Origin of the sequence: Sedimenticola thiotaurini (assembly GCF_001007875.1) — a bacterium.
Classification (GTDB): Bacteria; Pseudomonadota; Gammaproteobacteria; order Chromatiales; family Chromatiaceae; genus Sedimenticola; species Sedimenticola thiotaurini.
On sequence record NZ_CP011412.1, the window covers coordinates 3511684 to 3531657 of the forward strand.

General features: G+C 54.1%; 21 protein-coding genes and 4 tRNA genes. 22 read left to right on the forward strand and 3 right to left on the reverse strand.

Annotation, left to right across the window (positions count from 1 at the left end):
- Positions 1–38 precede the first annotated feature (38 nt).
- Positions 39–716, forward strand: coding sequence for an AzlC family ABC transporter permease (locus tag AAY24_RS16160; protein WP_046860560.1), 678 nt, complete (start codon positions 39–41; stop codon positions 714–716).
- The gene (locus tag AAY24_RS16165) at positions 713–1045 is read left to right on the forward strand and encodes a branched-chain amino acid transporter permease (protein WP_046860561.1); all 333 of its coding nucleotides are present in this window, start codon (positions 713–715) and stop codon (positions 1043–1045) included. The genes AAY24_RS16160 and AAY24_RS16165 overlap by 4 nt, the downstream gene beginning before the upstream one ends.
- Before the next feature lie 121 nt (positions 1046–1166).
- On the opposite strand, the gene AAY24_RS16170 is transcribed toward AAY24_RS16165, so the two are convergent.
- Positions 1167–1604: a universal stress protein gene (locus tag AAY24_RS16170; protein WP_046860562.1), complete on the reverse strand. Its 438-nt coding sequence runs from the start codon at positions 1602–1604 to the stop codon at positions 1167–1169.
- A 185-nt stretch (positions 1605–1789) separates the two neighbouring features.
- On the opposite strand from AAY24_RS16170, the gene AAY24_RS16175 reads away from it, so the two are divergent.
- The 10 genes from AAY24_RS16175 to AAY24_RS16220 all read left to right on the forward strand — a co-directional run bounded on the left by AAY24_RS16175 (position 1790) and on the right by AAY24_RS16220 (position 11087).
- Complete coding sequence (locus tag AAY24_RS16175; RefSeq protein ID WP_234422190.1) at positions 1790–3934, forward strand: PhnD/SsuA/transferrin family substrate-binding protein; 2145 nt, start codon at positions 1790–1792, stop codon at positions 3932–3934.
- Between the two features lie 9 nt (positions 3935–3943).
- Complete coding sequence (locus tag AAY24_RS16180) at positions 3944–4552, forward strand: response regulator transcription factor (RefSeq protein ID WP_046860563.1); 609 nt, start codon at positions 3944–3946, stop codon at positions 4550–4552.
- A 326-nt stretch (positions 4553–4878) separates the two neighbouring features.
- Positions 4879–5274, forward strand: a complete 396-nt coding sequence (soxX, locus tag AAY24_RS16185) for a sulfur oxidation c-type cytochrome SoxX (protein WP_234422191.1) — start codon at positions 4879–4881, stop codon at positions 5272–5274.
- A 44-nt stretch (positions 5275–5318) separates the two neighbouring features.
- A complete protein-coding gene (gene soxA / locus AAY24_RS16190) occupies positions 5319–6146 on the forward strand; it encodes a sulfur oxidation c-type cytochrome SoxA (protein ID WP_046860564.1) in 828 nt (275 codons plus the stop codon).
- Positions 6147–6195: 49 nt separating this feature from the next.
- Positions 6196–6528 (forward strand): SoxAX-binding protein, encoded by a 333-nt coding sequence (locus AAY24_RS16195; protein ID WP_046860565.1) that lies wholly within the window; start codon positions 6196–6198, stop codon positions 6526–6528.
- Between the two features lie 27 nt (positions 6529–6555).
- Positions 6556–7227: a rhodanese-like domain-containing protein gene (locus AAY24_RS16200; protein WP_046861388.1), complete on the forward strand. Its 672-nt coding sequence runs from the start codon at positions 6556–6558 to the stop codon at positions 7225–7227.
- A 28-nt stretch (positions 7228–7255) separates the two neighbouring features.
- Complete coding sequence (gene soxY / locus AAY24_RS16205) at positions 7256–7726, forward strand: thiosulfate oxidation carrier protein SoxY (protein ID WP_046860566.1); 471 nt, start codon at positions 7256–7258, stop codon at positions 7724–7726.
- A 59-nt stretch (positions 7727–7785) separates the two neighbouring features.
- Positions 7786–8091, forward strand: a complete 306-nt coding sequence (gene soxZ / locus AAY24_RS16210) for a thiosulfate oxidation carrier complex protein SoxZ (RefSeq protein WP_046860567.1) — start codon at positions 7786–7788, stop codon at positions 8089–8091.
- 145 nt (positions 8092–8236) lie between these two features.
- Positions 8237–10012: a thiosulfohydrolase SoxB gene (soxB, locus tag AAY24_RS16215; RefSeq protein WP_046861389.1), complete on the forward strand. Its 1776-nt coding sequence runs from the start codon at positions 8237–8239 to the stop codon at positions 10010–10012.
- A gap of 193 nt (positions 10013–10205) precedes the next feature.
- Positions 10206–11087, forward strand: coding sequence for a hypothetical protein (locus tag AAY24_RS16220; protein WP_199930411.1), 882 nt, complete (start codon positions 10206–10208; stop codon positions 11085–11087).
- A gap of 6 nt (positions 11088–11093) precedes the next feature.
- Here the strand turns inward: AAY24_RS16220 and folD are convergent, their stop codons facing one another.
- Positions 11094–11948, reverse strand: coding sequence for a bifunctional methylenetetrahydrofolate dehydrogenase/methenyltetrahydrofolate cyclohydrolase FolD (gene folD, locus AAY24_RS16225; protein WP_046860569.1), 855 nt, complete (start codon positions 11946–11948; stop codon positions 11094–11096).
- Positions 11949–12112: 164 nt separating this feature from the next.
- Between folD and AAY24_RS16230 the strand changes: the two genes are divergently transcribed.
- The 6 genes from AAY24_RS16230 (at position 12113) to AAY24_RS19005 (ending at position 14029) form a co-directional block, all read left to right on the forward strand.
- Positions 12113–12189 (forward strand) — tRNA-Pro (locus AAY24_RS16230).
- A 14-nt stretch (positions 12190–12203) separates the two neighbouring features.
- A tRNA-Arg gene (locus tag AAY24_RS16235) sits at positions 12204–12280 on the forward strand.
- Between the two features lie 18 nt (positions 12281–12298).
- A tRNA-His gene (locus AAY24_RS16240) sits at positions 12299–12374 on the forward strand.
- 6 nt (positions 12375–12380) lie between these two features.
- Positions 12381–12456: transfer RNA gene (locus AAY24_RS16245), tRNA-Lys, on the forward strand.
- Positions 12457–13072: 616 nt separating this feature from the next.
- Complete coding sequence (locus AAY24_RS19000) at positions 13073–13456, forward strand: VOC family protein (protein ID WP_082117191.1); 384 nt, start codon at positions 13073–13075, stop codon at positions 13454–13456.
- Between the two features lie 87 nt (positions 13457–13543).
- Entirely contained in the window at positions 13544–14029 is a 486-nt protein-coding gene (locus AAY24_RS19005; RefSeq protein WP_082117192.1) for an SRPBCC family protein, read from the forward strand.
- A 234-nt stretch (positions 14030–14263) separates the two neighbouring features.
- Here the strand turns inward: AAY24_RS19005 and AAY24_RS19315 are convergent, their stop codons facing one another.
- Positions 14264–14884 (reverse strand): hypothetical protein, encoded by a 621-nt coding sequence (locus AAY24_RS19315; RefSeq protein ID WP_199930412.1) that lies wholly within the window; start codon positions 14882–14884, stop codon positions 14264–14266.
- Between the two features lie 444 nt (positions 14885–15328).
- Between AAY24_RS19315 and AAY24_RS19010 the strand changes: the two genes are divergently transcribed.
- The 4 genes from AAY24_RS19010 (at position 15329) to AAY24_RS16265 (ending at position 19817) form a co-directional block, all read left to right on the forward strand.
- Positions 15329–15730, forward strand: coding sequence for an RnfH family protein (locus AAY24_RS19010; protein ID WP_052761282.1), 402 nt, complete (start codon positions 15329–15331; stop codon positions 15728–15730).
- 458 nt (positions 15731–16188) lie between these two features.
- Complete coding sequence (locus AAY24_RS16255) at positions 16189–17508, forward strand: ABC transporter substrate-binding protein (RefSeq protein WP_046861391.1); 1320 nt, start codon at positions 16189–16191, stop codon at positions 17506–17508.
- A 421-nt stretch (positions 17509–17929) separates the two neighbouring features.
- Positions 17930–18847, forward strand: a complete 918-nt coding sequence (locus tag AAY24_RS16260; protein ID WP_234422192.1) for an ABC transporter permease — start codon at positions 17930–17932, stop codon at positions 18845–18847.
- Positions 18848–18959: 112 nt separating this feature from the next.
- Positions 18960–19817: an ABC transporter ATP-binding protein gene (locus AAY24_RS16265; protein WP_082117194.1), complete on the forward strand. Its 858-nt coding sequence runs from the start codon at positions 18960–18962 to the stop codon at positions 19815–19817.
- Positions 19818–19974: the final 157 nt, after the last annotated feature.

Below are 19974 nucleotides of genomic sequence, written 5' to 3' on the forward strand. Positions count from 1 at the left end.
GCGCGCTCTGATCAGCGACGGTTGTCCGGGATCGTCTGATGTCTACCGTAGGAGCGGCGTTTCGGGCCTCGGTGCCGGTGTTGTTTGGCTATGTCCCGCTGGGCATGGCCTTCGGCATTCTGTTTCAGGATCTTGGCTACGCCTGGTACTACGCACCCCTGATGGGGCTGACGGTCTATGCCGGTGCCGCCCAGTTCATGGCGGTGGGGCTGCTGGCCGCCCACGCCTCACTGTTCGAAGTGGCGCTCTCCACCTTTATTCTCAACTCCCGACACATGTTCTTCGGTGTGTCGCTGTTGAGCCGCTACCGGGCTCAGGGGCTGAAGAAACTCTACCTGATCTTCGGGTTGACCGATGAGACCTACTCCCTGATTACCAGTACCCACCCGCCGACCGGACACGATGAACAGAACTACTACCTGGCGCTGACCGCCTTGAACCAGAGCTACTGGATTACCGGCTGTGCCCTGGGCGCCCTGTTCGGAGCCAATGTGCAGTTTGATACCAGCGGCATGGACTTTACCCTGACCGCCCTGTTCATGGTGCTGATGCTGGAGCAGTGGAAAAAACTGCGTGAACCCTATCCCTTTGTGGTCGCACTGCTGTGCGGCCTGGCCGCGTTGTGGCTGTTCAGAGAGCAGATGCTGCTGGTGTCGATCAGCCTCTCCATCGCTCTGCTGTTGCTGCGTTCCCGGATCAGTCAGGTGGTGTTATGAGCGAAACCGGTTACCTGCTGCTGGTCTTCCTGGTGATGACCATCGCCACATTTCTCACCCGTCTGATACCGTTCGTGGCGTTTCGGGACCGGGGTGACCACCCCCTGCTGACCTATTTGGGTCGCTATATGCCGCCAGCCATCATGACCCTGCTGGTGCTGTACAGCCTGAAATCACTGGACCTGACCCAGGCTCCCTATGGCATGAATGAACTGTTGGCCCTGTTGTTGACCACGCTGCTGCACCTGTGGCGGGGTAATGCGCTGCTCAGTATTTTTGCCGGGACACTGTTCTACATGGCAGCGCTTCAGTCGGGCTGGTTTGTTTAGGGGGGCGGATGGAACAATTGAGCCCCGTCCCGCTGGAGCCCGAAACAGCATGTCGCCGGCATCACCCGGGAGCGATGCCCCTGTTTAATCCCCGGATCTGATCATGCCCCGATCAGGCGAGTCAGCTCTCGACCCGCACCGCCAGCACATCACAGCCGGCCAGGTGCAGCACTCCATTGGCGGTTGAGCCGAGCAGCAGTTGCAGGCCGTGTCGGCCATGGCTGCCCAGCACGATCAGATCGGCCTCCTGCTCTTCGGCTACCCGGACAATCTCCCGCTTGGGAGTGCCGATCTCCACCTGATAGCCGGCGTTGGCCAGCTTCTGTTCGTCGATCATCTCCTGCAGTTTGGTCTCGGCCTGTTTAGCCAGGCGCTGATCCAGATCCAGATCCTCCGGCAGGGGAATCTCTCCGGTATACATGGCGCCGGTGTACTCCACGACGTGGATCAGGGTCAGCCGGGCGTTGTACAGTTTCTGCAGCTCTACAGCCTTGGCAAGGACCGAGTTAAACTCTTTGGAAAAATCTACCGCAACCAGGATATGTTGATAATTGGACATGGGTTCGCCTCCGACAGCTTTAACTGCCGGTCATTATGATCTTCGGCGGTTATTTTTGCCATATGCGCAGTCACCGTTCAGTGATTCAGGCATGGCATCAGGGCGCCCGGACGATTCGGCAGACGGGCTTGCCTGGGTTGGGAATATTCCGTAGTCTCGGCGTAATTCCCCTGAAGGATGGTTATATGTGGCATCGGGCGCTGCTGATATTTCTGTTGCTGCCGCTGATTTGCGGGCCGGTCCAGGCCGAGGATCGACTGATCCGTATCGGGGTGCTAAGCCATCGTGGCAGCCTGGCGACCTATGAGACCTGGTCACCGACTGCCACCTATCTTGGTCGGGTGATCCAGGGGCATGACTTCGAGGTGGTACCGCTCGACTTTTCCGAAGTGGATCCGGCGGTCAAGTTCGGGCAGGTGGATTTCATCCTGGCCAATCCCGGTATCTACGTGAACCTGGAGGTGCGTTACCGTATCTCCCGCATCGCTACTCTGAATAATCTGGTGGGCCAGAACACCAATAATGTGTTTGGCGGGGTGATCTTTACCCGTCGGGATCGACGGGACATCAACACCCTGGAAGATATCAAGGGGAAGAGCTTGATGGCAGTGGCGGCCTCTTCGCTGGGTGGCTTCCAGATGTCCTGGCGGGAGATGCATGCCCGGGGTCTGGATCCTTATCGGGACAGCTCATCGTTCTCTTTCGGCGGTATCCACGACGAGGTGGTGCGTGCCGTGCGGGATGGTCGGGTGGAAGTGGGCATGATTCGCACCGATATCCTGGAGCGTATGGCCGCCGCCGGCCAGATCAAGCTGGCGGATTTCAAAATCATCAATCCGAAGGTTAACCCCGGATTTCTGCTCAGCCGCAGCACCCGACTCTATCCGGAGTGGCCGTTCAGTAAGGTGTTGCACACCTCCAATGAGCTGGCCCAGCAAGTGGCCATAGCGCTACTCAACATGCCGAAGAACCACCCGGCCGCCCAGGCCGGCAACTATGCCGGCTGGACCATTCCGCTGGACTACCAGTCCGTGCATGACCTGTTCAAGGAACTGCACCTGCCGCCCTATGAATACATGGGTCGGTTTACCCTGGCCGACGCCATGAAAAAGTACTGGTACTGGATTCTGGTGGCCCTGGTGTTCCTGGTGTTCATGCTGTTGATGACCACCTGGGTGGCCCGTCTCAACCGGGAGTTGAAAAAGGCCAAGCTGCATCTTGAGCGCCAGTACGAACTCATTCTCAACTCGGTGGCGGACGGTATTATCGGCGTCGATCTGGACGGTAACACCACCTTTGCCAACCGGGCCATGACCCAGATAACCGGCTGGTCGGTGGCGGACCTGATCGGTCGGAATCAGCATGAGATTCTGCACCACACCCGTGCCGATGGTACTCCCCACCCGGCGGAGCAGTGTCCGGTCTATGCCACCTGTCATGACCAGATTCCCCGCTTTGTCGAAGACGATATTTTCTGGCGCAAGGATGGCAGCAGTTTTCCGGTGGAGTATTCCAGTACACCGATCCGGGATGAACAGTCGAAAACGGTTGGCAGCGTGGTGGTGTTTCGGGATATCAGTGACCGCAAAAGGATCAGTGAAGAGGCGCGTCAGCACCAGGATGACCTGGCGCATGTGGCCCGCCTGAGTACGATGGGTGAGATGGCCTCCGGTATCGCCCATGAGATTAACCAGCCCCTGACCGCAATTACCGCCAATGCCCAGGCCTGTATCCGTATGTTGGAGAGCCACAGTGGTGAGACCGAGCGTATAATCGACGTGATGGAGCGCATCGGCTCCCAGGCGTCCCGGGCGGGTGAGATCATCCGTCACCTGCGCCAGTTTGTTAAGAAAGAGCAGCCGGAACTGAGCTGTATCGATATCAACGAGGTGATCAAGGAGGTGATCACCCTGCTGCGGACCGAGATTAACAGGTTTGATGTGAGTGTCAGGCTGGAGCTGGACGGACGGATTGGTGAGGTGATGGCGCTGCATGTGCAGATTGACCAGGTGATCATGAACCTGGCCCGCAATGCCATTGAGGCGATGGCCGATAATCAGGACAGAGAGCGGCTATTGCATATTGCCACCAGCAGTGAGGCGGATAATTATGTCCGGGTCACCGTGACTGATACCGGGCCGGGACTCAATCCGACAGTGGCTGATGAGCTGTTCAATCCCTTCGTGACCACCAAGCCGAACGGGATGGGGCTTGGCCTCTCCATCAGTCAGGGTATTATCGAGGCCCATAAGGGGCGGATATTTGTCGAACCGGCCGAAGGTGGCGGGGCACGCTTTGTTTTTCTGTTACCCACATCCCGTGAACAATGAGATTCGAGTATGAGTGAGAGTACGGTTTTTATTATTGATGATGACCGGGAAGTGCGGGAGGCGCTTCAGTTGTTAATGGAGTCGGTGGGACTCCAGGTGGAGCTGTTCGATTCGGCCAACGCCTTTCTGGAGCAGTTCGATGAAACCCGTCCCGGCTGCATTATCCTGGATGTGCGCATGCCGGGCATGAGTGGTCTGGAGTTACAGAGCCAACTGCTGGAACTGCCGCTCTGTCCGCCCATTATCATTTTTACCGGGCATGGTGATGTACCGATGGCGGTGCGGGCAGTACAGGCTGGTGCGGTGGATTTTATCGAGAAGCCGTTCAATGATCAGGCGCTGCTGGACAGCGTGCACCGGGCCCTGGAGCTGGATGCGCGTCAACGGGGGCAGGCATCCCATATTGCTGAAATCAAACAGAAAGTGGACCGTCTGACCCCCCGGGAGCGGGAGGTGCTTCACCTGGTGGTGCAGGGCATGCGCAACAAGTTGATCGCTACCGAGCTGTCGGTCAGCCAGTCCACGGTAGAGGCCCACCGGGCCAAAGTGATGGAGAAGATGGAGGCGAAGAGTCTTTCCGATCTGATGCGTATGATGCTGACACTGGAGTCCCAGTAATCAACATGTCCGGTGCCGTATAGGGGGGTTGTGGCGCGTGTTGTTGACTGCTCTCCCATGCCCGGGTTAAGGAAAACCCCAATAGGTGCTGCTGTATGTTCCAATTTTTATATTTCCCGCCCCTTTCCATAATCAGGGACGTCTGAGTATTCGCACTGATTCAGGGCAACGGCCACCCCGCTGCCCCGATCCGAAGCAAAGCAAAAATAACGCGGATTGACGACAAAATTGACCCCTTGTCCAGTAAACGAACGTGCAGGGATGCACCACAGGCTTACGTTCGGTTATTGGACAGGTGGTCACCCTTCAGCATTCCTTAGGAGGAGATGATGATAAAAAAGTCCAGGCTGGTGTCCATGCTAGCCATCGTAACGACGGTGACCCTGGCGGGCTGCAACAGTCCCGCTGTAAAAGATGCACCCGAAACCAACACCTCTCAGGCTGATCCGGCGATTGTCGCCGAAGGCAGATCAATCGCCATGAGCCGCACCAAGGGCAACTGTCTTGCCTGCCACCTGATTGAAGACGGCGAGTCTCCCGGAAATATCGGACCACCACTGTTGGCCATGAAGGCACGTTATCCGGACAAGGCGAAGCTGCGGGCCCAGATCTGGGACCCCACTTCGGTTAACGCCGAGTCAGCGATGGTGCCCTTCGGTCGTATGCGTGTCCTGACAGAGGACGAGATCGACAAAGTTGTCGAGTATATCTGGACCCTGTAATCGACAGGCGAACGCAACTGCTCACAGTTACCGGAAGAGAGATTATGAAGAATATATTGATCAGTTTGGTGGTACTGCTATTGACCTCCACGGTGGTGCAGGCGGGCCCCGAAGAGGACCGCATGGCCTTTATTAAATATTACAAGGCCAAATTCCCTTCTGTGCCGATGGAAGAGTACCCCAATGGTGCCTATGCCATTGACCCCATCGGACGCGAAAACTGGGAAGCCATTGAAGAGTTCCCGCCCTACGAACCGTTTATCGATGCCGGCCAGGAAATGTGGGAGAAACCTTTTGCCAACGGCAAGACCTACAAGGACTGTTTCCCGGACGGGCCGGCAATTGCCCACAAGTATCCCCACTGGGACAGGGAAAAGGGGATGGTGATGACCCTGCCGCTGGCCCTGAACGAGTGTCTCAAGGCCAATGGCGAAAAGCCGCTTAAATACAAGAAGGGGCCCATCAACAACATCCTCTCCTATATCGCCTACCAGTCCCGCGGCAAGGTGATCAACGTCGAGGTGCCAAAGGACGATCCCCGCGCGCTGGAAGCCTTCGAGAAGGGCAAGAAGTTCTACTTCACCCGGCGTGGACAGCTCAACTTCTCCTGTGCCACCTGTCATGTACAGAACACCGGTCTGAAGGTTCGTACCGAGATACTGAGTCCTTCGGTGGGCCATGTTACCCACTGGCCGGTATACCGCTCCAAGTGGGGGACAGTGGGTACCCTGCATCGTCGCTTCTCTGGATGTAACAACAACATCCGGGCCAAGGCACTCACTGCCCAGGGCGAAGAGTACCGTAACCTGGAGTATTTCCTCAGCTACCTGAGCAACGGCTTGGAACTGAATGGCCCCGGTGCGCGCAAGTAAGCGCTCGCGGTTATTTACAACCAGGTATCAAGAGACACTGGAGAAGAACATGAAGAGCAAAATCGTAATCCTGATGTTGATGCTGATATTCGGCCTGGCGGCCGGCAGTACGACACTATTGGCGAGCGACATGCAGGCCAACGCGGCAGCCGCTGAGGATGCCATCGCCAAGGCGGAGGCGGCGCGCAAGAAGGCGGCATCGGTCAATGGTGAATGGCGGGACACCGGCAAATTCATCAAGCAGGCCAAAGCAGCAGCCGAGGCGGGTGATTACAGCAAGGCGATCAAGCTGGCTAACAAGGCTGAAGTAGAGGGTCAGCTTGGCTATGAGCAGCAGGTCTCGCAAAGCGAACTCAAAATACCCTCCTATCTGAAGTACTGATTCGGATAAAACCGAAGGAGAGAAATGATGAAATATGGCAAGGTACTGATTACCCTGGCCCTGATAGGGAGTGTGGCCCTGTCCGGATTGGCATTGGCCGCTCCCAAGGCGAAGATAACGCCGGGAATGGAATCACTGGATGTCGTGCATAATGGCAAGACCGTGACCATTCGCCGCATCGACGACCGGGAAGCCCGCATCCCGGAAGCCTATAACCACCCCTCCCGTCACTGCCCGCCGTTCTGTATCCAGCCGATGCAGATTATTCCCGGCGTGGATACCGTGGGTGAGCTGGAAGTGCTGGGTTATCTGAAACGGATCAGCAACGGCGACCGTTCCGTCATGCTGGTGGATTCCCGGACCCCAGACTGGACCAATCGCGGCACCATCCCGGGCTCAGTCAATATTCCCTGGGACAAGATCAATATTGATGTGGCTGGGAACTTCGAGATCGAAGCGGAAGCCGAGACCCTGCAGGATATTCTGGTCAACAGCTTCGGTGTGCAGCTGAATGATGGCAAGTGGGATTTCCGCAAGGCCAAGACACTGGTGCTGTTCTGCAACGGCATCTGGTGCCCGCAATCATCAGTCAATATTAAAACCCTGATCAAGATGGGTTACCCCGCCTACAAACTGAAATGGTATCGCGGTGGTATGCAGGATTGGGTCAGCGTCGGCCTGACCACGGTCAAACCCTGAACAGAAGCAGAAATAACAGGAAATAGCTATGAATGAATTACGTAGATTGATCATCAAGGGTTCAGTGGCCGCAGGCACACTGGGTGTCGCTATGGGCGCCGGACTGTTAATGCCCACCCAGGCGCTGGCCGCCTGGCCGAAACAGGCATTTGGCGAGAAGAAGATGGATCAGGCCCTGACAGCGTTACTTGGCTCCAGTGATACGACCGAGAGCGCCGATATCAAGATCAAGGCGCCGGAGATTGCGGAAAACGGCGCTGTGGTGCCGGTCACCGTCACCGCCGATATGGCGGGTGTGGAGTCGATCACCATTGCTGCACCCAACAATCCATCGCCGTTGGTGGCCAGTTTTGACCTGGCCGATGGCGCCCACGGATACGCCTCCACCCGAATCAAAATGGGTAAGAGCGGCGATGTTGTGGCGATAGTCAAGGCCAATGGCAAGCTCTATACCGGGAAAAAGAATGTCAAAGTGACGATCGGCGGTTGTGGCGGATAAACCTAACCGGACAGGCATCGGAACATAACAACAGACAACATATTTTTGAGGTATAGAACATGGCAACAATCAAGATTCGCGCGAAAGAGAAGGGCGGGGTAACCACCGTCAAGGCATTGATGACCCACTCCATGGAGTCGGGTTTGCGCAAGGATAAGAATGGTGAAAAGATACCGGCACACTTTATCCAGGAGGTGGTGTGCGAAGTGAATGGTAAAATGGTGATGAATGCCCACTGGAGTGGCGGCGTCTCCAAGAACCCCTACATCTCCTTCAAGTTTGACGGTGGCAAGGGCGAAACGCTGAAACTCACCTGGACAGATAACCAGGGTAAGAGCGACAGCGCTGAAGCGGCGATCAGCTAGTCCTGGATCAGGGACGGAAAAAGACAGGGGCGAAGTCGGCAGCGGCTTCGCCCTCTGTCTTCCAATCGCCATTGATGGCGTTTAACAACAGTAGACAGGTCAGGTTGCAGGTTTGACCGGCACCTGGCCAAAGGTTGATCTGATTATGAGCTTATCAAGAAGAGAGTTCCTTCATCTGATGGGAATGGCGAGCGCGGCAGGTCTGTTGCCGGGTTCGCTGCGAGCGGCCAGGCAGCGGCCTGAAGATATTTACGAGATTCCCCGTTTTGGTAACGTCTGCCTGATGCACATGACGGATTGTCATGCCCAGTTGAATCCCATCTATTTCCGGGAACCCAATGTGAATCTCGGCATTGGTGATGCGCTGGGCAGAGCGCCCCACCTGGTGGGAAGCGCCCTGTTGAAGCAGTTTGGCATTGAACCCGGCAGCCGGGCCGCCCATGCCTTCAGTTACCTGGATTATGACAACGCCGCCCGCACCTACGGCAAAGTGGGCGGCTTTGCCCACCTGGCCACCCTGGTTAAGCGCATGCGGGCACAGCGTGGTCAGCGTAATAGCCTGTTACTGGATGGCGGGGACACCTGGCAGGGGTCCGGTACCGCCTACTGGACCCGTGGCAAAGACATGGTGGAGGCTTGTAACCGGCTCGGGGTGGACATCATGACCGGCCACTGGGAGTTTACCTACCAGGATAGCGAAGTCATTGAAAACATTGCTGCATTCAAGGGTGAGTTCGTCGCACAGAATGTCAACGTGACCGAGGAGGCGTTGTTTGACTATCGGTTTACCGACTTCGAAGATTTTGATGAAGATGCCGGACTTGCCTTCAAGCCCTATACCATGCGCACCCTGAACGGCGTAAGGGTGGCGGTGATTGGTCAGGCGTTCCCCTACACTCCCATTGCCAACCCGAGTCGTTTTATTCCTGACTGGACCTTCGGTATCCAGGAGGAGCGGATGCAGGCGCTGGTGGATCAGGTGCGGGCCAATGAGAAGCCGGAACTGGTGGTGGTGCTGTCCCACAACGGTATGGACGTGGATCTGAAAATGGCCGCCCAGGTTACCGGTATCGATGTGATTTTTGGTGGTCACACCCATGACGGCATGCCGTCCCCGTCAGTGGTCAAGAATGCATCCGGCCAGACCCTGGTGACCAACGCCGGTTCCAACGGTAAGTTCCTCGGCGTGATGGATCTGGATGTGCGTAACGGAAAACTGCAGGGTTACCAGTACCGGCTGGTGCCGATCTTCTCCAACCTGCTGGAGCCAGATCCGGAGATGCAGGAGTACATCGATGAGGTACGGGCGCCCTACCTGGAGAAGTTGCAGGAGCCGCTGGCGGTTGCCGAAGAGACTCTCTATCGCCGGGGCAATTTCAACGGGACCTTCGATCAGGTGATCTGTGATGCCCTGCTCAAGGTGAATGACGCCCAGATCTCCCTCTCCCCCGGCTTCCGCTGGGGCACCACGGTCATACCGGGGCAGACCATCACCATGGAACACGTGATGGATCAGACCTGTATCACCTACCCGGAGACTTATCGTCGGGAGATGAGCGGAGCCGATATCAAGGCGATCCTGGAGGATGTCTGCGACAACCTGTTCAACCCCGATCCCTACTTCCAGCAGGGCGGCGATATGGTGCGCCTGGGGGGGCTGGATTACGTGTGTGATCCCAACCAGTCGTTCGGCAAGCGCATCAGCAGCATGACCCTGGATGACGGTACGCCGATTGAGGCGGGCAAGCAGTACATGGTCTCCGGTTGGGCCACGGTGGGCAGTCAGTCCCCTGGCCGACCGATCTGGGATGTGGTGGCGGATTACCTGCGGGATCAGAAGCAGGTCAAGATCGACAAGCTCAACACGCCGAAACTGGTGGGTATGGAAGGCAATCCGGGGCTGCAGGATTACCCCTACTGACACGTCCGGCAGGGGGTAAGGCACGGATAGCCCGGTCAGCCTGGTTCAGTCCAGGCTGACTGTGGCTGCCTGTCACCCGCCCATTCCCCCCCCCAATATCAGATTGCCTGCCTGACATGGATTCCGATCACATCATTCAAGTAAGATCAGGTTCTGTTTAGGCAGAGCCAGGTCGATAGGGATGATCTCCAAAGTGGTTTTTAAACAACTCGCCATCACACTGCTGCTGGTGCTGCTGATGGCGGCCGTGCAGGAGGGCAGTCTGGACCGTCTCGGTCACCAACAGACCGAGGCCGGCTTCAAACGTGCACTGCTGGTGTTTGGGGTCAGTCGCGGCTTGAACGGTGTGATTTCAGTGGCCCAGGGCACCGAGGTGGCGGTAGAGCCGGTCGGCATCGGCCTCAACTTCAAACCGGGCGAAATACTGGATCCGATCAATGACCTGGTGGAACGCTTCTCCTGGGTGATGCTGGCCAGCAGTGCCTCGTTCGGTATTCAACGGGTACTGCTGGATGTGATGGCCTCCCCCGGGCTGACGCTGTTCGCCTCGCTGGCGGTTCTGCTGCTGATAATGATTTGGTGGCCGGGCCGCTCCCCGCTCAGGGGGCTGGGCCTGGTCATCTGCCGGCTGGCAGTCGCCCTGCTGATCCTGCGTTTCTCTATCATCCTGATAGCAGTGGGCGGGGAACATTTTTACCAGGCGTTCCTGGAGCCGCAATACAGCGAATCACGCCAACAACTGGAGCAAGCGGCGAACAGTATTGGTGAGGTGAACAGCGAATTGCAGCCCGATCTGCCCCCTCCGGAAGAGGAGTCGCTGCTGGATCAGGCTCGACGGGTCTATAACTCAGCCACCCGGGCGGTGGATGTGAATGCTCGTATGGAGGCGTTCAGCCGGGCGGCGGCCGATATCAGTGAGCATGCCATCAACATGATCGTGGTGTTTCTGATGCAGACGGTACTGTTCCCGCTGTTCTCGCTCTGGCTGCTATGGCAACTGCTGAAACGGGTGCTGCGGGCCCGCCTGGATTGGCTGAGGCGCGACCCGCCCGCAAGCGGAGCCGCGCCCGGGTAGGCAAGATCAGCTGCCGTGCAGTTCCCGCGCCTGTAGGGTGTTCTCCAGTAGGGTCGCCACGGTCATCGGGCCAACACCGCCGGGTACCGGGGTGATCCAGGCGGCCCGTTCGGCGGCAGCGGCATAATCCACGTCACCGCACAACGTGCCATCGTCCAGGCGGTTGATACCCACATCGATCACCAGGGCGCCCGGCTTAATCCACTCGCCCTTGACGAAATTGGGCCGACCCACTGCCGCCACCACGATATCGGCGTTGGCGACCTTCTCCGGCAGATTCTTGGTGCGGCTGTGGCAGACCGTGATGGTGCAGCGTGCCGCTAGCAGCTCCAGTGCCATGGGACGCCCGACGATATTGGACTGGCCGATAATCACCGCATCCAACCCCTCCAGCTTCTGTCCGGTACGCTCCAGCATGGTCATCACCCCTTTCGGCGTGCAGGGGCGCAGAACCGGCATGCGCAGCGCAAGGCGGCCCACATTGTAGGGGTGAAAGCCATCCACATCCTTGGTGGGCAGGATCCGCTCGGTTACCTTATCCTCGTCGATCTGTGCCGGCAGAGGAAGCTGAACAAGAATCCCATCCACGTCCTCGCGTCCGTTCAGCTCGTCAATCTGGGCGATCAGGTCCGCCTCGGAGGTGTCGGCCGGCAGGCGGCGCAACTCGGACAGAAAGCCCACTTCCTCGCAGGAACGCTGTTTGTTTCTGACGTAGACCTGGGAAGCAGGATCCTCGCCTACCAGGATCACCACCAGACCCGGTGGGCGCTTGCCAGCCTCGGTCATGCGGGAAACCTGGGCCTTGATATCGCGACGCAGATCAGCGGCGATGGCCTTACCGTCAAGGATATTTGCACTCATGGGTGAGATTCCACTACAGTTTCGAAAGAAGGGCCGCATGATAGCGCGAATGCCCGCATATTTCATCGCGTAGCTGGCCACCCAGGGTAAATTTTTCGTTGACTAGAGGGAGTTGGCTGCGTATCATTCCGGCCTCTTCGCACAGAGGCGGGGGTCCGGTTTATCGGGGTATAGCGCAGTCTGGTAGCGCGCCTGCTTTGGGAGCAGGATGTCGGGAGTTCGAATCTCTCTACCCCGACCAAATTTATCGATCATGCGCCCGTAGCTCACTCGGATAGAGCATCGGCCTTCTAAGCCGAGGGTAGCAGGTTCGAATCCTGCCGGGCGTGCCAGGTTCTTTACAGTTTATGGTGGGCGTAGCTCAGTTGGTAGAGTCCCGGATTGTGATTCCGGTTGTCGTGGGTTCGAGCCCCATCGCCCACCCCATAAATTGGGCCATTAGCTCAGCTGGTAGAGCAGTGGACTCTTAATCCATTGGTCGAAGGTTCGAATCCTTCATGGCCCACCAAAAAGCAACGAAGCCCGGGTGACAGACCCGGGCTTTTTTGTTTCCAGTATCTCGATTCGAACCTTCGACATCAAACAAGCCAGGTTCGACAGCGCAGCTGCACGAGGCGGCTTGCCACCGAGTCATCCTTCATGGCCCACCAAAAAGCAACGAAGCCCGGGTGACAGACCCGGGCTTTTTTGTTTCCAGTATCTCGATTCGAACCTTCGACATCAAACAAGCCAGGTTCGACAGCGCAGCTGCACGAGGCGGCTTGCCGCCGAGTCATCCTTCATGGCCCACCAAAAAGCAACGAAGCCCGGACCTCGCGTCCGGGTTTTTCGTTTCAGGTACCGCCATTCGAGTGCTTCTTCTGGAAGGTTGCTTTTGATACAAACCTGCGGTTTATCTTGTGACTGTTCAACCAAATTCTCGGTTGATAAACTGAAAATTACTAAGGAATATACTTCTCTGATCGGGGCGGGGGTCCAAATTCGAATTTGTGCTCAAGATTAGAACTACAAGAAAACATTAAGTCGTAACATTCAATTATTCTGCGTACTTGCTGCAAAATTCACTTATACGAGCATGGAAGACGCATAATCAACTATTACATGTCAATTAGATAGGAAGTGTTGTGCAAGTAGAAAGAATTGATCATCTCGTTTTAACGGTAAAAGATATCGATAAAACTGTAAATTTTTATATGTCCGTTATGGGTATGAAAAAAGTAGTTTTTGGGGAAGGGCGCATTGCACTATCCTTTGGAAATCAAAAAATAAACTTGCACCAGTTAGGTAAGGAATATGAGCCTAAAGCTGGTAATGTAAAACCTGGTAGTTCTGATTTGTGTTTTATTATTAAGCAGCCAATAAACCAGGTTATTGCTCACCTGAATGCTTGTAATGTATCAATAATTGATGGGCCAGTTAATCGAACTGGTGCAACTGGTAAAATCGTATCGATCTATTTTAGAGATCCTGATGGAAATCTTATCGAAGTATCTAACTATGTCATGTAATAAGCTAAGGCAGCCTCGCCAGTTCGTGTCAGAACACGCTAACGCGTTCCGCTGCTTAAAGCGTTAGTTGTTCGGGCGAAATATATTATGCGTATTCTATTCTTTATATTATTTGCAATCGTAATTGTGATTGCGGTTATTGGCCTGTTACTACCTAATCCAAGAGTGTCGACTAAATCCACGCAACTAGCTGCCCAGATAGATATGGTCTGGGAAAAAGTGACAAATTACAGATCTCAACCGAATTGGCGTAAAGATCTTGAAAAAGTAGAGGTCAATGAAGCCTTACGGCAGTGGACCGAAATACCTAAAGTTGGACCGAATGTAACGTTAAAAGAAAGAGAAAAACGTACACCCTCGCTATATACAGTAGAAATAGTCCCAGTAAATGGTTTTAGTGGTTATTCAACGATTGAGCTAGAAGCAAATAGTAAGGGCACGAAATTAACGATTACTGAAATATCCGAGGTTTCAAACCCGTTTAGAAGAGTTCTATCTTTCATCTTTTACAATCAGTCTGAACATATGGATATGTATTTAGAAAACTTGCGGAATGCTTTAGAACATAACTAAAAGGGTTATCACGATCAATGGAGTCAGAGTCATTGGTCTTGGCGGGTCTGCAGGATCCAATCCGGTTTGAACCCTTCGGTGATGCTGTCAAAGGAACAGTCAATCCCTGGAGCAGAGCTACTATTTGTAAAATCAATGACTCCCACCCCAATTATTGCCAATGACTCGAAATCAAAGCTGACATAAAAAAGCCTCACCGAAGTGAGGCTTTGTATTGGCATGTAGGGTATGCCACTAACTTCTTTTTCTTGTCAGGCCCATGCCGAGCAGGCCAAGACCGATAAGAGCCAGAGGGGCTGGGATAGGGACTGAACTGGTGCCAAGGGTATAGTCCATTTGAATGAAGCCGATACTGGCATCACTCTCGGTCCATACATTGGAAGCCATACCTGTATTCTGGAAACCCAGGCGAGACAGTGTACTTACAATTGGGCTGCTAGAAACATAACCAGATGTTTCTGTTGAGTAGGGTGTTACAGAGCCATTATATCCAAGAATACCAATTAAATCGCCGGCATAAATCTGGATGCCGAGAGCAGACGCAGTATAAGAACCCGCTTGGTAGAACAGCGATGTGAAATCATTTGTTAAAGAGGGAAAATCCGGAATCGGTGAATTAAACGAAAGAACTTCAAGGGTAGAGGTAGATTCGTTTGCGCCTCCAACTGATACATCCAAAGCGTTAATCACAAAATCCTGTTGGGCTTCAAACCAATAACCACGAGTTCCGAATGAACAACAACCACTGCCACTGTACGTACCAATATCGAGTGCTATGGCATTTGCTGCGGGGGAATAAGCCAAGGGACTGGCGAGTGTTAGTAATAGAATTAATTTTCTGATAAATACCGACATAGACGAATTTCCTTGAATATTGAGGATAGTGAAGAAGTTACTACGCAGTTACAGCAGTAATCATACCACCCCTATTAATTCAATAGCTTATATGTAGTTTGGGGTTGATGTGTAAAATAATTCGACGAAAAAATTCAGTTCACTGAATTATGGAGTGGTGCAAACCAAATCTGACACAGGCTTTTTCAAAAAAGAGGTTTACTCCTGACCTGGCCACGCACGTTCTTTATTTTGATCTACGCCAAACGCTGACGAGAGTTAGATCGCATGACCGGAAAGAGATGTTTACCGAGTCCTACTCTCCTTATCAGATTCACCCTCTGCTCCTTCCTCCTCTTTCTCTTGTAAGCTAACCGCTGGCATATCTTGTGCTACTTAATCCTATCGGAATAACACAAGTGAGTGATCGATATGGAGTTGAAAGAGAAGATATCCCGAGCACAAATGTTGCGAACCCAGGCACGTGAGCTGGAGCTGAAATTGAATCGTCTGCGGGGAGAACTGGATACGCTGGATAGTGAGATCAAGGCGGATCTGGACGCAAGCGGAGAGAATTACGCCCATCTTTCGGAAGATGAGTTCCAGGCCATGCTGACCGGTATGAATGACCCATCCCTGATCCGTATTGAAGTGGTCTACGCCCTGCGGGATCAGCAGCAGATAAAGGAGATACAGGTGTGTCGTGGTGCCACGATTGAAGATGGTATCCGTATCTCAGGTATTTTGGACGAGTTCGACGGGATTGATATTGAAACCAGCAAAGTGGGCGTTTACGGTAGTTTGCGCAAACTGAGTGATCCGGTTGTGGAAGGTGATCGAATCGAGATCTATCGTCCGGTTGAATAGTCCGTTCTGTTGTATTGCGTTGTGAGAGAACCTACGCCCACCCTATACCGGTGGGCTTTTTTGTGTTGTTGTCTCTATTTCCATGGCCTATTTCTGATCTGTTCTATTGCTGGTCAGGCAGGATCAGATAAGCGTTACCTGTATTAATCACTCAGCTATCCCGTGGCCAGTTTTCGCCTTGATTAGGTGCACGGTAAGGAATTTTGCACAACAGAAAAACATTGATATAACAGGGTTTTATTGCATTGCAGCGACCGTCAATAGTTAAAAATTCCCTTTGCCTATCCGGCTTAACGTCTATTCAACCGCTTTGGCTTCAAAATCTGGCACAACTTCTGCGACATAGTCTGGGAAGGTCCTATCCGGTTATGACAAGTTGTATTAACCAGACAGGCATGGCGTCACCACTACAGTCGGAGAAATGAAAAATGGTAGCGAAGTTTAAGCACAAGCAGTTTATGTTGGCATTGCCGCTAACCCTGTTACTGGGTAATCCGGCATTTGCCGAGACGATCCAGATCGGTATTGGGCACCAGAGTACAGTGACCAACACCGTGCCGGGGGGAATCATCCTGGAAAAGCTTGCCCTGTTGGAGAAGCATCTGCCAAAGGATGGAAAGTACGCAGGTGTTGATTATGAGATCGTTTACAAGGACTACACATCGGGTCCGCCAATCACCAATCAGATGCTGGCTGGTAAACTGGCGTTTGGTGTCATGGGGGATTATCCGTTGATTGTAAATGGCGCCCAGTTTGAAAAGACCGGTCGTGCAGAGAGTCGTTTCATCGCAGTGACTGGTTATAACCTCAAGGGCACCGGCAATGGCATCGTGGTGCCGGTTGATTCCGATGTCTACTCACTGGAGCAGCTGGAAGGCAAGGCGATCTCCACACCAGTTGGTAGTGCAGCCTGGGGTATGACCCTGAAAGTGTTACGTGATAACGGGCTGATGGACAAAGTGCAACTGAAGAACCAGAGCCCACCAGTGGGCGTGAACAACATTGCCCAAGGCAAGATCGATGCCCATTCCGATTTCTGCCCCTGGTCGGAGGTGATGGAGTTCCGCGGTACCGGGCGTAAAGTTTACGACGGTAGTGAAGCCGGTATTCCCACTTTCCACGGCACCGTGGTCTCCACCAGTTTTGCAGAAAAGTATCCGGAGATTGTTCAGGCTTACGTGAATGCCACCCTGGAAGCACAGGAGTGGATCGTTAATGATCCGGTTATGGCGGCAACCAAGGTGTCGGAGTGGACCGGTATCGAAAAAGAGGTGCTTTATCTCTATTTCTCCAATGGCGGCATTTCAACATTTGAAGCGTCGATCAAACCCGAGTGGGTGGCGGCGTTGAAATATGATCATGACCTGTTGGTGAAAGAGAAGAACGTGCCGCCACTGACATTTGAAAAATGGATTGATGATAGCTACGTCAAGGCTGCCTACAAGTCCCGTGGACAGGACTACGATGCACTGGTCAGCAGTGTGGTGACACCCAAGGTAGATGATACGGAACTGGCCCCTGCAGAGATGTGGATCGACGGCGAAGGCATCGTCAGCTATCCAAGTGTTTCAGCCATGACCACTGCCCATGCGGAGGCGGTTAAGGCGGGTAAGAAAGTCAATGCTACTTACGTGTATGACAAAAGTACCGGCCTGAAGCTGTTTGGTCATGTTGCCTTTTACGTGAAGCTGCCATCCGGTGAACTGGTCACCTATATGAAAAAAGGTGATGCAGATAAGGCCCAGGGCAACCTGATCGCCTGGGTTGATATTAAGTAAATCGCTTTGTTTAACTACCCGGCGGGGAGGACAACTGATCCGTTTTATACGGCAGGTTGTCCTCCCTTTTTTTGGTCTACTGAAAATGCTCCGGTTGTTTTTATTTTGGCTTTTCCTTTTTTACGTCCCACAGAAATTACCCCATTAATTTCGCTTGTATTATTCGGTTCATCGCCATGCACTGAAAGCGTGGTGCATTGCAGCAGCTGTTGCACTAAAAGCAGGCGGGAATGGATTTGATCAGTTTATTTTCGAGTGTATTAGGGAGTTATAAATACCAAGTAAAAACATAAAGATATAGGTTTTTCTGTACTCATTAAAAAGTTTGGCACAGCTCCTGCAACATTAACAACAACAAGGCATGACTAGTTATGACAAGTTCTTTTTTACCCTTGTCGACAAACAGAGACCGGAGAGAACAGTGAACATCGATAACAGGGCAGCGGTATTGATAGATGAAGATCTGGATGAGGTTGTTCCCATGCATGAGATAAAAAAGGCGGAGCCGGCGGCGGTTCCGGAAGAGTTAGTTGCAGCCACTGTTAAACCGGCTGCCCCGAAACGTGCCGCCCGACCCTGGGATCGTTACCTGGTGCGTGCACTCTCCGTGATTGCTGCCCTGGTGGTCTGGCATCTCTGCTCGGTGAATCATGTCTCCCTGATTGTCAGTTTTGAAAATGTGCCGAATCCGTTGAGAGTTGGTGAGCAGCTCTTCTACCTGCTCGGTACGGAAGAGTTCTACACCCACATCGGTGTCAGTTTCTGGCGCATCGTACTCAGCTTCTGCATCGCCTCCGTGCTGGGTGTTCTGGTTGGGATTCTGATGGGGCGGTCGCGGGTGGTCGCCGATGTGATGTTTCCCCATATCGAGATCCTGCGCCCCATTCCTGCGGTTGCCTGGATTCCGCTGGCTATCCTGATGTTCCCCACCGAGGAGTCGAGCATCATTTTTATTACCGCCCTGGGCGCTTTCTTTCCAATCGTGTTGAGCACCATGCACGGGGTTGATCAATCGTCCGAGGTGTACGTGCGGGCTGCTAAATCATTGGGCGCCGGCAAACTGGATATTCTCCGGCATGTGGTGTTGCCTGGTGCGTTGCCAAGCATCATGTCTGGGCTGGCGATCGGCATGGGCGTTGCCTGGTTCTCCCTGCTGGCCGGCGAGATTATCAGCGGCCAGTACGGTATTGGCTACTTCACCTGGAACGCCTACTCCCTGGTGCAGTACGAAAACATCATCATCGGCATGCTTACGATCGGCGGACTGGGCACCGCCTCCACCTGGCTGGTGAAGCAGGCATCGAAGCCGGCCCTGCGCTGGCAGGAGAACGAGCGATGAGCGTTGACCGGTTATGTAAATGTAAACAGCGGCTGACTGATTGCCCTGCTCAGATCGGAAAGCCAACTCCAATTCAAGTAACACTTCGCTACCCGGATGCAGGAGACCAACTATGAGCACTGAAGCGTTAAATGAGACATCCCTGCCACCGTTGGGTAAAACCCGTAAGACCCATTACAAACCGGAAAAGGGACATATCGAGATTGATAATGTCACGGTGGATTTCGGTAACGGATCAATCGCGGTCAACGATGCGTCCCTGGAGATCATGCCTGGAGAGTTTGTCTGTCTGCTGGGTCCTTCCGGTTGCGGCAAGTCCACATTGATGAATACGGTGGCGGGTTTTGTTCATGCCACGTCCGGTTCTGTCAAGGTCGATGGTGCGACCGTGGAGATGCCCGGTCAGGATCGCGGCATGGTGTTTCAGCAGCACTCCCTGTTTCCCTGGAAAACGGTTTGCGACAACGTGGCGTTTGGTCCCCTGATGGCGGGCGAGGGCATTGATTCCGCCCGCGCTACTGCGCGCTCCCTGCTGGAGATGGTAGGTCTCAGTGCCTACGAAAAACGCTATCCCGGTGTTCTCTCCGGCGGTATGAAACAGCGTGTCGGCATTGCCCGTGCGCTGGCTAACTACCCGAGTGTGCTGTTGATGGATGAACCCTTTGGCGCACTGGATGCGCAGACCCGGGCCATGATGCAGGAGAACCTGCTGCAGATCTGGGACGAGTTCGGTATCACCGTGATCTTTGTTACCCACGATATTGATGAGGCGGTCTTCCTGGCCGACCGGGTGGTGGTGATGAGCGCCAGTCCGGGGCGTCTGATCGCCGACATACGCATCGAACTGCCCCGTCCCCGGGTGCCGGCAATGGCCACCAGCGAGGATTACATCAAGGCAAAGAAACAGTGCATGGAACTGATCCGGGTGGAATCCCTGCGGGCCTTTGAACAGCAGCGCGCCACCGCCTGATCGGCAGATGGAGAGGGACAGCATGCCGGTCTGGTTATTTCATCCACATCCAGTCGATTCGTCGGCCGGTTGTATGAGTAACAAATTCTGATCGACCGTTCGATAGGACGCTGAATCAGACCGCCAACAGGTACCGATATGCCGCATCAACTTGTAA